We start from the raw sequence: 12,529 nt of genomic DNA on the forward strand, positions 1-12,529 counted from the left end.
TCACCCCGGCGCGGCTTGCCGGGGTGTTGCCGTTGGCATGGCGGGACAAGTCCCGCCCTACGTGAACTGCACCGCCACCGAGCCGAGGGGGCCGAAGTCGGCGTGGAGCGTGTCGCCCTTCTGCGCGTGGACCGGGCGGGTGAAGCTGCCCGAAAGCATGTAGTCGCCCGGTTTCAGCTCGGTGCCGTAGGGGCCGAGCTTGTTTGCGAGCCATGCGATGGCCATGGCCGGATGGCCGAGGACGCCTGCGGCAAGGCCGGTCTCCTCGATTTCGGAGTTGCGGTAGAAGATGGCGCCGATGGTGCGCAGGTCCATCGCGTCGGGTTTGATCGGGCGGCCGCCGAGGACGATGCCGGCGCCGGCGCCGTTGTCGGCCACGGTGTCGAAGATCTTGCGGGGTTCGGTCACGCGGGCGTCGATGATCTCGATGGAGGGGATCACCCATTCGGTGGCGCGGAGCACGTCGATCAGTTGCACGCCGGGGCCCTTGAGGGGGGAGTGCAGGACGAAGGTGAGTTCGGGCTCGACGCGGGGTTTGCAGAAGGACTCGAAGGGCACCTTGGCGCCATCGGCGAGGAGCTGGTCGGAGAAGAGATAGCCGAAGTCGGGCTCGTCGATCTTGCTCGCCGCCTGCATCGCCTTGGAGGTGAGGCCGATCTTGTGGCCGACGATGGTGTGGCCCTCTTTCACCCGCGCTTCGGCGACGGCGGAGGAGATGGCGTAGCTGTCTTCCAGCGCGATCTCGGGGAACATGGCCGAGGGGCGCTCGCCTTGGATCTTGGTGCGGTGGCTTTCGAGCAGCGAGGCGACGGCCTTGGCGCGTTGGTCTTCGGTCAGCATTGGGTGTCCTCCGTTTGGAGTGTTGTAGCCATGGTGGCGGCGGTTTGCCAAGAGATAACGTGTTAACTACCTGTGTTTTTATCGGTGATATTGAAATCGTCGATAATTTCATTGACCGCGAATTGGCGTAGACCTAGGCTGGCGCAAACTCAGGGAGGCAGGCCATGGACGGCGGCAGCGCAGCGCGGATTTCAAGCTTCATCGGAGGCAGGGCGGTGCCCGAGGCCGGGGAGCTGTTTGAAGACATCAATCCGGCGACGGGCGAGGTTGTGGCGCTGGTGCAGGCGGCCAGCGCGGCGCAGGTGGATGAGGCGGTGGCGGCGGCGCGGGCGGCGCTGAAAGGGCCCTGGGGCGGGATGACGGTGGATCAGCGGGCCAAGGCGATGCACGCGATTGCCGACGGGATCGACGCGCGGGCGGAGGAGTTTCTGCGGGCGGAGATCCTCGATACCGGCAAGCCGGTGAGCATGGCCTCGCATCTCGATATTCCGCGCGGGGCGGCCAACTTTCGCGCCTTTGCGGAGGTGCTCAAGCACACGCCGGGCGAGGCGTTTCCCTTCGTGGCACCGGACGGGCGGGATGCGCTGAATTACTCCCTGCGCGGCCCGCGCGGGGTGATCGCGGTGATCTGCCCGTGGAACCTGCCGCTGCTGTTGATGACATGGAAGGTCGGCCCGGCGCTGGCCTGCGGCAACACGGTGGTGGTGAAGCCCTCGGAGGAAACCCCCGCTACGGCGGCGCTGCTGGCCGAGGTGATCCGCGATGCGGGCATTCCGGAGGGCGTTTACAACGTGGTGCAGGGCAAGGGGCCGAATGCCGCCGGGCAATGGCTGACGGAGCATCCGGGCGTCGATGGCATCACCTTTACCGGCGAGACCCGCACGGGCGAGGCGATCATGTGTGCGGCGGCGAAGGGTGTGCGGCCGGTGAGCTTCGAGTTGGGTGGCAAGAACGCGGGGGTGATCTTTGCCGATGCCGATATGGAGGCGGCGCTGGAGCAGAGCGCGCGGGCGGTGTTCATGAACGGCGGGCAGGTGTGCTTGCAGACCGAGCGGCTTTACGTGCAGCGGCCGGTGTTCGAGCAGTTTGTGGCGGGGCTGAAGGCGAAGGCCGAGGCGCTGGTGGCGGGCGATCCGTTTGACAAGGGCACCAGTTTTGGGCCGCTCATCCCAAGCGATCATCCGGCGAAGGTGCTGGGGTATTACCAAAAGGCAGCCGCTGGCGGCGCCGAGGTGATCACCGGTGGCGGGCGGCTGGAGATGTCGGGCGCGCTGGCGGGGGGCAACTGGGTGCAGCCGACGATATGGACCGGGCTGGGCGATGACAGCCCTGTGGTGCGCGAAGAGATCTTCGGGCCTTGCGTGCATATCGCGCCCTTCGACGAGGAGGAGGAGGTGATCGCGCGGGCCAATGACACGCCCTATGGCCTTGCCTCGATGCTCTGGACGCAGGACGTGAGCCGGGCGCATCGGGTTGCGGCGCGGCTTGAGGCGGGGATCACATGGGTGAACTCGTGGTTCGTGCGCGATCTGCGCACTGCCTTTGGCGGTATGAAGCATTCGGGCATTGGCCGCGAGGGCGGGGTGCATGGGTTGGAGTTTTATACCGAGACGCGCAATATCTGCGTGAAGCTCTGAACGCGGGAGGCTGCAATCGTGATCGAGAAGCTAAGCTATGTGCGGCTCGGCGTGGCCGACCTGGCGCGCTCGGCGGAGTTTGCTGAGCGGATCGTCGGGCTGGAGCCGGTGGCGGCGACGGAGGAGGGGCTGGCGCTGTTTCGCTCGGACTTCCGCGATCACGCGCTGGCACTGGTGCAGCGGGCCGGGGGCGATGGCGAGGGCGCTTCGCTTGGGCTGGAGCTGCGCGACGAGGCGGCGATGGCGGCGGTCGTCGAGCGGCTGGTGGCGCGGGGACACAAGGTGTGGCGCGGCAGCGCGGGCGATTGCGCCGAGAGACGGTGCCGGGAGATGGCGGGCGTGCGGCTGCGCGGCGGGCTGGCGCTGGAGCTGGTGGTTCGTCCGCTTAGCAGCGGATGGCGCTATCACGGGCCGCGAGACGCCGGGATATGCGGCTTTGCCGGGGTGGTGATTGCCAGCACCGAGGTTGAGGCGGATATCGCGCTTTGGTGCGAGGTGCTGGGGGCGCAGGTGACGGATTACATAGGCGAGGGGGCCTATCTGGCGATCGACGGCGCGCACCACCGGGTGACGATCCTGCCGAGCGGGCGGGACGGGCTGCTGGAAATGCAGTTTGAAGTGGAGGGCATGGATCAGGTGATGCAGGCCGGATACTTCATGCAAGCCCATCAGGTGCCGGTGGTGGCGGGGCCGGGGCGGCGGCCTGCCTCGGGGGAGCTGTTCATCGGCTTTCGCGGGCCTGACGAAATGCTGTTTGGCTATGTCGCCGAGGGCGCGGCGCGGGAGGATCGGCTGGCGCGGCAGTTTGCGCAGGCTCCGGGCAGTTTTTGCGCCTGGGGGAGCCGGAGTTCGGTGCCGGAATACGGGGGGGAGCCATGATTTCTCTACGCGATGTGAGCTATGTCCGAATGGGCACGCGCGACCTTGAGGGGGCGGAATTTTTTGCCCGCGACTACCTCGGGCTGGAGGTGGCCGAACGGCGGCGCGGGGCGGCCTATTTCAAGAGCGACGCGCGGGCGCATACGCTGTGCTACTTCGACGGCGACCCGAGTGACCACGCGGTCGGCTTCGAGGTGGCGAGCGAGGGCGAGCTGGAAGAGGCCGCCGCCGCGTTGGAGGCCTTGGGCCATGGGGTGCATCTGGGCACGCCCGAGGAGGCGGGGCTGCGGCAGGTGCGGGCCTTCATCGGGTTCGATGACCCGACCGGCAACCGGATTGAACTGGCCGTGCGGCCCGAGATGAGCGGGCAGCGGTATCATGGCACGCGGGATGCGGGGATTACCGGGTTCAGCCATGTGGGCCTGTGCTCGACCGATCTGGCGCGGGACGAGGCCTTTTGGACCAAGGTGTGCAACGCGCGGGTGAGCGACCGGATCGGCGATGCGCCCTTGCTGCGGATCGACGAGGTGCATCATACGATTGCGCTGTTTCCGGCGCAGCGGAAGGGGATTCAGCATATAAATCATCAGGTTGAAAGCGCGGATGACATTCAGCGCAGTTTCAACTTTCTGGTCGAGCGGGATGTGCGGATGGTCTTCGGGCCGGGGCGGCATCCGACGTCGACGGCGAAGTTTCTCTACTTCGAGGGGCCGGACGGGATGGTGTTTGAATATTCCTCCGGTGTGGCCGAGATCGCCGATGAGTTGCTCTGGCGCGAGCGGCAGTTTCCGGCGGAGCCGAAGGGGTTTTGCAAGTGGGGCGCCAAGCCCGATATTGCCGAGTTCCGTGACGATGACGACTGAAGCCGTGCGTGAGGTGAAGCTCAGGATGGCGGCCCGTGCGCTGGGGCGGGCCGGGCTGGCCCATGCCTATGGGCATTGCTCGCTGCGGCTTTCAGCAGAGGAGTTTCTGGTTTGCGCGCCGGTGCCGATGGGGCAGGTGCCTGTCGGCGCGGCTGGCACGGTGGTGCCGGTGCACGGCCCGCTGCCGGAAGGGGTGCTGGGCGAGGTGCGGATACATCAGCAGCTCTACAAGGCGCGCCCCGAGGCGGGTGGGATCACCCGGAGCATGCCGCCGAAGATCATGGCGCTTTCGACGCTGGGGCTGGTGCCGCAGATGCGGCACGGGATGGGGGCCTATTTCAGAGCCGGGATGGCGCTTTGGGATTCGCCGCTGCTGATACGGGACGATGCGAGCGCCGAGGCGTTGGCGGCGCAGATGGCAGGAATGCGGGCCGGCGTGATGCGCGGCAACGGGTTGGTGACGGTGGGCGAAAGCATTGAGGAGGCGGTGGTGCTGGCCTGGTATGCCGAGGATGCGGCGCGGATCGAGCTGGAGGTGCTGGCGAGCGGGCACGAGGGCTTGCTGGTGACGCCCGAGGAGGCGGCGCAGCGCGACACCTGGGGCGGGCGGATCATGGAGCGGATGTGGGACTACCTGACCTTCGGAGACCCTGAGGGGGGCAGGTAAGGCGGGACAAGTCCCGCCCTACGGGGTGGCGAGGTCAGGCCACGTTTTCCAGTGCCTGCGCGGGCTGCACGCCGATGGCGCGGCAGACGTCGCGGGTCAGGCCGGGGCGGTTGAGGGTGTAGAAGTGGAGGTGCTCCACGCCTTCATCCAGCAGCTCGGTGCAGAGCTCGGTGGCCAGCGCGGTGGCCAGAAGCTCCTCGCGCCCGTCGCGCTCGGCGGCCTCGAAGGCATCCACCATCCACTGGGGCACATGGGCGCCGCAGCGGGCCGCGAAGCGGGCGGTGTTCTTGAAGTTCTCGATCGGCAGCACGCCGGGGATCACCGGCTTGTCGATGCCCGCCGCGGCGCAGGCGTCGCGGAAGCGCAGGAACGTCTCGGCCTCGAAGAAGAACTGGGTGATCGCCTCATCGGCCCCGGCCTCGAACTTCTGCTTGAGCCAGGACACATCGGCCCCGTCGCCCTTGGCCTCGGGGTGCGGATCGGGGTAGGCGCCGACGCGGATCTTGAAGTCGCCGGTGTCCTTGAGCGCGGTGATCAGCTCGCAGGCGTTGGCAAAGCCCTCTGGGTGCGGCTCGAAGCCGGTCGAGCCCTTGGGCGGATCGCCCCGCAGCGCCACGATCTCGCGCACGCCGGCCTCGTGGAAGCCGCGGGCGATTCCCAGCGTTTCGTCGCGAGTCGCGTCGACGCAGGTGAGATGCGCGGCCACGTTGAGGCCCGACGACTTGTGCAGCGTTGCCACCGCCTCGCGGGTCAGCTCGCGGGTGGTGCCGCCGGCGCCGTAAGTGACGGAAACGAAAGAGGGGTTCAGCGGAGCGAGCACGTTCACCGTGTCCCAGAGGCGGAAAGAGGCCTCGAGACTCTGCGGCGGGAAGAACTCGAAAGAAACAGAAGGAGCGGCGGGCATGACGGGTCTCATATGTATTAGGTCGGTTTTGGTTGTCGCATTTGCGTGGATGTGAAACAAGCTCATAACTCTCAACACCATCATGAGTTTCATATGCATATCGAATTCCGCCACCTGCGCAGTGTCCGCGCGATCCACCAGGCCGGAGGGCTGGCGCGCGCGGCCGATATGCTCAACATCACCCAATCGGCACTGTCCCATCAGATCAAGGGGCTGGAGGACCAGGCGGGGGTCGAGCTGTTCGTGCGCCGCTCCAAGCCGCTGAAGCTTTCTGCCGCCGGGCACCGGCTGCTGAAGCTGGCCGAGAAGATCCTGCCGGAGATCGAGGCGCTGGAGCAGGACTTCAAGGCGCTGCGCTCGGGCAAGACCGGGCGGCTGCACATTGCCATCGAGTGCCACGCCTGTTTCGAGTGGCTGTTTCCGGTGCTGGAGCAGTTTCGCCGGGCCTGGCCGGATGTGGATGTGGACGTGCGCCCGGGCCTCGCCTTCGATGCGCTTCCGGCGCTGAACCGCGAGGAGGTCGACCTCGTAGTGTCTTCCGACCCCGAGGATCTGCCCGGCATCGGCTTTGCGCCGCTGTTCGACTATCAGCCCACCTTCGTGGCCGCCGCCTCGCATCCGCTGGCCGAGAAGGCCTGGATCTCGCCGGAGGATCTGCGCGACGAGGTGCTCATCACCTATCCGGTCGACCAGGCGCGGCTCGATGTGTTCTCGCAGTTTCTGACGCCGGCCAAGGTGCAGCCGAGGCAGGTTCGCCAGAGCGAGCTGACGGCGGTGATCCTGCTGCTGGTGGCCTCGGGGCGCGGCGTGAGCGTGCTGCCCGACTGGGTGCTGCGGGCTACGCTGAAGAGCGACGACTACATCACCCGCCCGCTCACCGAAACCGGCCTGACCCGCCGCCTCTATGCCGCCACCCGCAGCGAGGAGGCGAGCAAGCCCTACATGGCCCATTTCCTGCGGTTGGCGCGGACCGAGCCGCTGAAGCTGCAACGCGCGGGGTAGCCCTTGGCAGCGGGGCCATTCCGGCCTATACGCGCGGCCTTGAGTGCCAAAGGAGCCGGATGATGACGGGCAGTGCTAACCTCAACACCATGATCAAGGCCGCCCGCAAGGCCGGCCGTTCGCTGGTGAAAGACTTTCACGAGGTGGAGAACCTGCAGGTCAGCTCCAAGGGGCCGGGCGATTTCGTGTCGCGGGCCGATATGCGGGCGGAAGAGATCGTCAAGGACGAGCTGATGGGCGCACGGCCGACCTATGGCTGGCTGGGCGAGGAAGGCGGCGGCGAGGATGGCGAAGACCCGACGCGCCGCTGGATCGTGGACCCGCTGGACGGCACCACCAACTTTCTGCACGGGCTGCCCCATTGGGCGGTGTCGATCGCGCTGGAACACAAGGGCGAAGTCGTGGCGGGCGTGGTCTACGACCCGGCCAAGGACGAGTGCTTCTGGGCCGAAAAGGGCGCCGGCGCCTGGATGAACGAGACCCGCCTTCGGGTGTCGGGCCGCGACAAGCTGATCGAAAGCATCTTTGCCACCGGCCTGCCCTTCGGTGGCCGCCCCGAGTTGCCCGAAACCCTCAAGGCCTGCGGCCGCCTGCTGCCCACCTGCGCCGGTGTGCGCCGCTGGGGGGCCGCCGCGCTGGACCTCGCCTATGTCGCCGCCGGACGGCTCGACGGTTACTGGGAACGCCGCCTGAACCCGTGGGACATTGCCGCGGGCGAGCTGATCGTGCGCGAAGCCGGTGGCTTCGTCGAGGCGATGGACGCGGGCGAGCGGGTGCTGGAAAGCGGTTCGATCATCGCCGCCAACACCGAGATCTTCGGCAAGTTCGCAAAGCTCGTTCGGGGCTGACAAGCGGCCGCCGGGGCCTTGAGCCTCGGGCCGTTCCACAGGGCGCAAGGCCCCGCGTGGGCGCGCTGGCCCATTGCATTTTCTTGCTGAAAATATCCATACGGAACAGGGGTTTCAGGCGCGATCGCTGGGGTGGTTCACGCCGTCTGACCAGGGGATCGGCTCGAAGTCGCGGGGGTTGACGCCCTCGAGACAGCCGGCGTTCACCCCGTATTGGGTGGGGTCCGAGCGGCGCTGGTGATGGGTGTAGATGCCGCAGGTGGCGCAGAACCAGTGCTTCGCGGTGCGGGTGCCCCAGGTGTAAAGCGTCAGTTTTTCCTCTCCCTTCACCACCCGCAGATCGGCCAGCTTCACCGAGACCGGCGCGGCGCCGCGGCGGCGGCAGAAGGAGCAATCGCAGCGTCGCAGCGAGCCCATGCCTTCGGGCACCAGGGTGACTTCGAGTTCGACCGCGCCGCAGTGGCAGGTGGCGCGGCGGGGGGCTTCGCTCATTTTCGTCTCCGCACGGTTGGGATCGAGGTGTTGGACAGCTGGCCGTAGTGGGCGTCGGGGTGGGGCGGGTGGCCGTCGGTTCTTTGCCACCAGCGGGCGGCGCCTTCCTTGAGGAACCAGGGGAGGGTGCCGATGACGCCCGCGAGGAAGCCGCCGACGTGGGCCCAATAGGCCACGCCGCCGCCTGCGGCGGGACTGGCGGCGCCGTTGACCAGCTGTAGCGCAAACCAGATCGCGAGCACGATCCAGGCCGGGATGGGCCAGATTTTGGGAATGATTACAATGATGAAGAGCACATCTATCTTGGCCTTGGGGAACAGCAGAAGGTAGCCGCCCATGACCCCGGCGATGGCGCCGGAAGCGCCGACCAGCGGCACCGGGCTGCCGGGGGAAGTGGTGACGTGGAGAAAGGAGGCGACGACGCCGGTGGCCAGGTAGAAGCCGAGGAACGGCAGGTGACCCATCTCGTCCTCGAGGTTGTCGCCGTAGATCCACAGGAACAGCATGTTGCCCGCGAGGTGCATCACCCCGCCGTGGAGGAACATGGCCGTCAGGTAGTCGGACGCTTCCGGGCGGGCCGGGGTGAGGCCGTATTCCTGATAGAATGCAATGAGTTGCAGGTCGTTGAGCGGCAGGGTCATCAGCAGGTAGACGGCGATGTTTGCCACGATCAGCCCGAGCGTGACCCATGGGGTGGTGCGGGAGGGGTTGTGATCTCGGAACGGGAACATGGGGCGATCTGTGCCCGGGTGGAGCGGGGGGGTCAAGATGCGTGCGGGCGGTTAGGAGATTATCAACACCACGCCCCGGCGCCCGGAGGGCGGGGGCGGGGCGGTGTTAATCATGTTTTCGTGTGGGGCGTTGACCGGGAAGCCCCCGGCAGGCGAGGCTGGGACATGGTTAGCAAACGGTTGATCCCCGCCCTGATGGCCGCCGCGCTCGCGGCCTTCCCTGCCAGCGCAGAGACCTGCGACATGAGCGGGATGGCGGATCTCGTGGAGCCGGAAAAGCGGGCCGAGGTGCTTAAGGCGGTGCGCGAGGCCGGCAACGCCGAGGAGGCACGGATGCGCTCCAACGCGATGTGGGACATCTGGGCCACCGCCCCCGATGCCCATGCCCAGCAGCTGCTCGACGAAGGCATGGACCGGCGGGACGTGCGGGATTTTGTGGGCGCGATCAAGGCCTTCGACGCTCTGGTTGCCTATTGCCCCGGCTATGCGGAGGGCTACAACCAACGCGCCTTCATCCGCTTCATGCAGCAGGATTATGCCCCGGCGCTGACCGATCTGGACGCCGCCATTGCCCGCGCCCCCGACCATTACGCCGCCATCGCCGGAAAGGCGCTGACCCTGATGGGGCTGGGGCGCAACGGCGAGGCGAAGACGGCGCTGGAGCAGGCGCTGGAGTTCAACCCCTGGCTCCCCGAGCGCGGGTTGATGGACATGCTGAAGAACCAGGACATCTGAGCGCCCGACCACGCGCCGACTCACGGCCCTAGGGCCGGGTCCGTGACAGGGACGTGCGGGGCCTTTACCGGTCGCGATTAACCACGAAAACGGATGTCACATCCGGTACACATCCCGTGCACACCCCGTACATACGAAAATCGGCAGGCGGGCATTAACCAATGCACCGTGCGCTCCCCCCCCCGAGCGTCCGAAGACCGGGGGCGGGCAGGGCCGGTGGCGGGCCGGTGGCGGGCGGGGCGACAGGGCCGAGCTTCGGGTTTGCGCCCGGCGCGGGGCCGGGTATGTTCGCCGCGCAACCGCCCCCGTGCCCGCGTGGTGGAATGGTAGACACTGGAGACTTAAAATCTCTTGGCTTTATGCCGTGCCGGTTCGAGTCCGGCCGCGGGCACCAGATTGACCGGCCGACGGGGCCTTCCCTTCAGGCGGGTTTCAGGGACAGCAGGTAGGTTTCGGCCTCGGCGGCGGTGATCACGTCGGCGTATTTCTGGCCCATGTCGTAGAGGTTGGCCTTGTGCGGGGCTTCGGCGCGGTCGGCGCAGCAGTCCTCTGGCACCAGCACGTTGAAGCCCGATTGCACCGCATCGACCACGGAGGCGCGCACGCAGCCGGAGGTGGTGGCGCCGGTGACGATGAGGGTGTCGACCTGCGCGGAGGTGAGCAGGGCGGCGAGGTTGGTGCCGAAGAAGGCGGAGGCGCCGTGTTTCACCAGCACCGGATCGGAGGGCTGGATGCCTGTGGCGGCATCTATCTCGACGAGGCGGGAGCCGACGAGGAGGTCGGCCATGCCGGCGGCTTTCCTCAGCCATGCGAGGGTGTCGCGCTCGCGGGGCTGGTAGGCGATGGTGGTGTAGATCACCGGCAGGCCCATCTCGCGGGCGAGGTCGGTGAGGCGCCGGGTGGCGGCCATCTGGGCCGACATGTCGGCGCCGGTGGGGTAGGTGGGGTCGGTGAAGCCGTAGGAGAAGTCGACCACCACGATCGCGGGGCGGGTGCCGCGCGGGACCGGCTGGCCGAAGCCCGCCGCGGCATAGACCTGTTCTTGTGACATGGGATTTCCCTTGTTCGGGCCGCGCGGCTCAGCGGGCCGCGAGCTGGATCTCTTTCACCACGATGTCGCCGTCGATCACGATGGGCTCGTCATCGAGGAAGAGCGAGCAGTTGCGCATCGGGATATCGAGGTGGCAGGGGGTGTCGTTGGGGCCGCCGAGCTCGTTGTTGGGGCCGGTGGAGAACATGACGTTGCCGTAGAAGCTGCGCGGCTCCATGCCCATGCCGCCGGGGAACTCGCCCGGGGTCATGCCGTGCCACTTGGCGTGGGGGTTCATGCCCCAGCCGACGTGGCTCATGCCCTTGCCGCGCTCGTCGTTGAAGGCGTCCATGTAGGATTTGACCAGCTCGCAATCGAGGTCGCCGCGCATGTCGGTGATCCAGCCCTTCTCGATGGTGTAGGTGATGGGCGAGCTGACATACATGTTCTGGGGCAGCAGGATATCGCCCGGCGCCACCACGATCTGCCCGTCGACGCCATCGTCGTCGCCGCCGGTGAAGACGAAGCCGGAGGGCCAGTGGTCCCAGCGGCCGGGCTCGTCGGTGCAGGCGTATTCGGTGACGGCGGGGTAGGTGTTGAGCTTGTAGGTGACATCGGTGCCGTGGGGCGAGGTGATGCGCATGACCTTGGCCTTGCCGAGCATCTCGCCGGCGATCTCGACCTTCTCGCGCAGTTCGGGGTAGGGCATCATCCGGGCCAGCAGCTCGGGCGGCTCGACGGCGGTGAGGATGCGGGTGCCGGCATCCTGGATGGCGAACTGCTCGGGGGAGAACAGCAGGAAGACGCAGTCGATCAGCATGTCGCAGTTCTTCAGCGCCTCGACCGCATCGGGCAGGGCTGCGAGGCCGGTGACGCCCACGTTCCAGCCGCCGGTGGGCAGGGGGGCGGGCAGGCGCATGTGATACATCTTGGCGCCGAGGCGCTGGCCTGCGGCCATGAAGGCATCGGCGTAGTCGAGCCGGTCGCTGCCCTGTGTGAGCACGACGAGCTTTTCGCCCTCGTGCACGCCCGACATCTTCAGCTGGTGCAGGCAGATCTCGGTGAAGCTGGCTTGATCCATTGGGGTCTCCGGGGTTGGGTGGCGTTTGGTGTCAGGCGGGGAAGTCCATGACCGCGCCGAGGAAGCCTTCGAGGTCGTCCCAGGGGATCATGTGGCCCGCCCCGGCAACGGTGCGCTGCTCGATGGCGGGGTTGAGGCGCGCGATTTCGGCCTGATCGTCGGCGTCGACCACGGTTGCGCCGCCCGCGATCACCAGCCGGGCGGGTTTGGTGATGGCGGGGAGATCGGCGTGGATGTCATCGGTGTGGAAGCCGTCGAAGGCGATGCGGATGGCGCCCCAGTGGCAGGTGTGCAGCCATTCGGCGCGGAGCGCGAGTTGCTCGTCGGTCCAGGTCGGGCAGAAGGCGCGCATGTCCTCGGCCGAGCAGCCCTTCGCGGCCATCACGATGCTGTCGCCATACCACGGCCATTTGGAGGGGTAGGCGCGGCGGTTCGGGCCGGAGGTGGGCGGGTCGACGAGGATGTAGCCCGAGAAGGCATCGGCGTTGCGGGCGTTGGCGCGGATCGCGGTGCGGGCGCCCATGGAGTGGCCGAGCACGATGGGGCTGTTCATGGTTTGGGCGATGGCGATGGCGTCATCGGCCATGGCATCGAGGGTGTAGTCGAGGTCGCCGGATTGCGAGAGGCCGCGCCCGCGCACGTCGAGCACGTGCACATCAAAGCGCTCGGCCAGCCGTTCGGCCACGAAGCCCCAGGTGATGGCGGGGGAGGTGATGCCGGGGATCAGCAGCATCTCGGGCGCGCCTTCGGGACCGGCGTAGCGGATCAGGTGCTGGCGGATGCCGTTGGCGTGGAGGTTGTAGCCTTGGGTCATGGCGGG

General features: G+C 67.4%; 14 protein-coding genes and 1 tRNA gene. 8 read left to right on the forward strand and 7 right to left on the reverse strand.

All coding sequences use genetic code 11. The features are described 5' to 3' along the window. Positions 1–57 precede the first annotated feature (57 nt). On the reverse strand, positions 58–840 hold the full coding sequence (locus GTH22_RS00880; protein WP_252942662.1) for a fumarylacetoacetate hydrolase family protein: 783 nt from the start codon (positions 838–840) through the stop codon (positions 58–60). A 164-nt stretch (positions 841–1,004) separates the two neighbouring features. On the opposite strand from GTH22_RS00880, the gene GTH22_RS00885 reads away from it, so the two are divergent. Genes GTH22_RS00885 through GTH22_RS00900 form a run of 4 tightly spaced genes read left to right on the forward strand, consistent with a single transcriptional unit; the run spans position 1,005 to position 4,886 of the window. Further along, positions 1,005–2,477, forward strand: coding sequence for a 2-hydroxymuconic semialdehyde dehydrogenase (locus tag GTH22_RS00885; protein WP_252942663.1), 1,473 nt, complete (start codon positions 1,005–1,007; stop codon positions 2,475–2,477). An 18-nt stretch (positions 2,478–2,495) separates the two neighbouring features. After that, positions 2,496–3,356 carry a VOC family protein gene (locus GTH22_RS22230; protein WP_252942664.1) on the forward strand — a complete coding sequence of 287 codons (861 nt, stop codon included), beginning with the start codon at positions 2,496–2,498 and terminating at the stop codon, positions 3,354–3,356. Beyond that, entirely contained in the window at positions 3,353–4,219 is an 867-nt protein-coding gene (locus GTH22_RS00895) for a VOC family protein (protein ID WP_252942665.1), read from the forward strand. Before GTH22_RS22230 ends, GTH22_RS00895 begins: the two co-directional genes overlap by 4 nt. Further along, positions 4,209–4,886, forward strand: coding sequence for a class II aldolase/adducin family protein (locus tag GTH22_RS00900; RefSeq protein WP_252942666.1), 678 nt, complete (start codon positions 4,209–4,211; stop codon positions 4,884–4,886). Before GTH22_RS00895 ends, GTH22_RS00900 begins: the two co-directional genes overlap by 11 nt. 34 nt (positions 4,887–4,920) lie before the next feature. Here GTH22_RS00900 and metF read toward each other — a convergent pair whose 3' ends face one another. Then, a complete protein-coding gene (metF, locus tag GTH22_RS00905) occupies positions 4,921–5,790 on the reverse strand; it encodes a methylenetetrahydrofolate reductase [NAD(P)H] (protein ID WP_252942667.1) in 870 nt (289 codons plus the stop codon). Positions 5,791–5,883: 93 nt separating this feature from the next. On the opposite strand from metF, the gene GTH22_RS00910 reads away from it, so the two are divergent. Both GTH22_RS00910 and GTH22_RS00915 read left to right on the forward strand, forming a co-directional pair. Next, complete coding sequence (locus GTH22_RS00910) at positions 5,884–6,792, forward strand: LysR family transcriptional regulator (RefSeq protein ID WP_252942668.1); 909 nt, start codon at positions 5,884–5,886, stop codon at positions 6,790–6,792. A gap of 62 nt (positions 6,793–6,854) precedes the next feature. Further along, the gene (locus tag GTH22_RS00915) at positions 6,855–7,640 is read left to right on the forward strand and encodes an inositol monophosphatase family protein (protein ID WP_252942669.1); all 786 of its coding nucleotides are present in this window, start codon (positions 6,855–6,857) and stop codon (positions 7,638–7,640) included. A 114-nt stretch (positions 7,641–7,754) separates the two neighbouring features. Here GTH22_RS00915 and GTH22_RS00920 read toward each other — a convergent pair whose 3' ends face one another. Together GTH22_RS00920 and GTH22_RS00925 are read right to left on the reverse strand one after the other, a co-directional pair. Beyond that, positions 7,755–8,132, reverse strand: coding sequence for a GFA family protein (locus tag GTH22_RS00920; protein ID WP_252942670.1), 378 nt, complete (start codon positions 8,130–8,132; stop codon positions 7,755–7,757). Next, the gene (locus GTH22_RS00925) at positions 8,129–8,863 is read right to left on the reverse strand and encodes a rhomboid family intramembrane serine protease (protein WP_252942671.1); all 735 of its coding nucleotides are present in this window, start codon (positions 8,861–8,863) and stop codon (positions 8,129–8,131) included. The genes GTH22_RS00920 and GTH22_RS00925 overlap by 4 nt, the downstream gene beginning before the upstream one ends. Positions 8,864–9,028: 165 nt before the next feature. On the opposite strand from GTH22_RS00925, the gene GTH22_RS00930 reads away from it, so the two are divergent. Together GTH22_RS00930 and GTH22_RS00935 are read left to right on the forward strand one after the other, a co-directional pair. Continuing rightward, entirely contained in the window at positions 9,029–9,598 is a 570-nt protein-coding gene (locus GTH22_RS00930; protein WP_252942672.1) for a tetratricopeptide repeat protein, read from the forward strand. A gap of 309 nt (positions 9,599–9,907) precedes the next feature. Beyond that, a tRNA-Leu gene (locus GTH22_RS00935) sits at positions 9,908–9,992 on the forward strand. Positions 9,993–10,019: 27 nt separating this feature from the next. On the opposite strand, the gene GTH22_RS00940 is transcribed toward GTH22_RS00935, so the two are convergent. The 3 genes from GTH22_RS00940 to GTH22_RS00950 are packed head-to-tail and all read right to left on the reverse strand — an operon-like array spanning position 10,020 to position 12,523. Further along, a complete protein-coding gene (locus tag GTH22_RS00940) occupies positions 10,020–10,649 on the reverse strand; it encodes an isochorismatase family protein (RefSeq protein WP_252942673.1) in 630 nt (209 codons plus the stop codon). Positions 10,650–10,677: 28 nt separating this feature from the next. Next, complete coding sequence (locus tag GTH22_RS00945; protein WP_252942674.1) at positions 10,678–11,709, reverse strand: leucyl aminopeptidase; 1,032 nt, start codon at positions 11,707–11,709, stop codon at positions 10,678–10,680. Positions 11,710–11,740: 31 nt separating this feature from the next. Continuing rightward, positions 11,741–12,523: an alpha/beta fold hydrolase gene (locus GTH22_RS00950; protein WP_252942675.1), complete on the reverse strand. Its 783-nt coding sequence runs from the start codon at positions 12,521–12,523 to the stop codon at positions 11,741–11,743. Positions 12,524–12,529 lie beyond the last annotated feature (6 nt).

Origin of the sequence: Oceanicola sp. 502str15, from assembly GCF_024105635.1 — a bacterium.
Lineage (GTDB): Bacteria > Pseudomonadota > Alphaproteobacteria > Rhodobacterales > Rhodobacteraceae > Vannielia.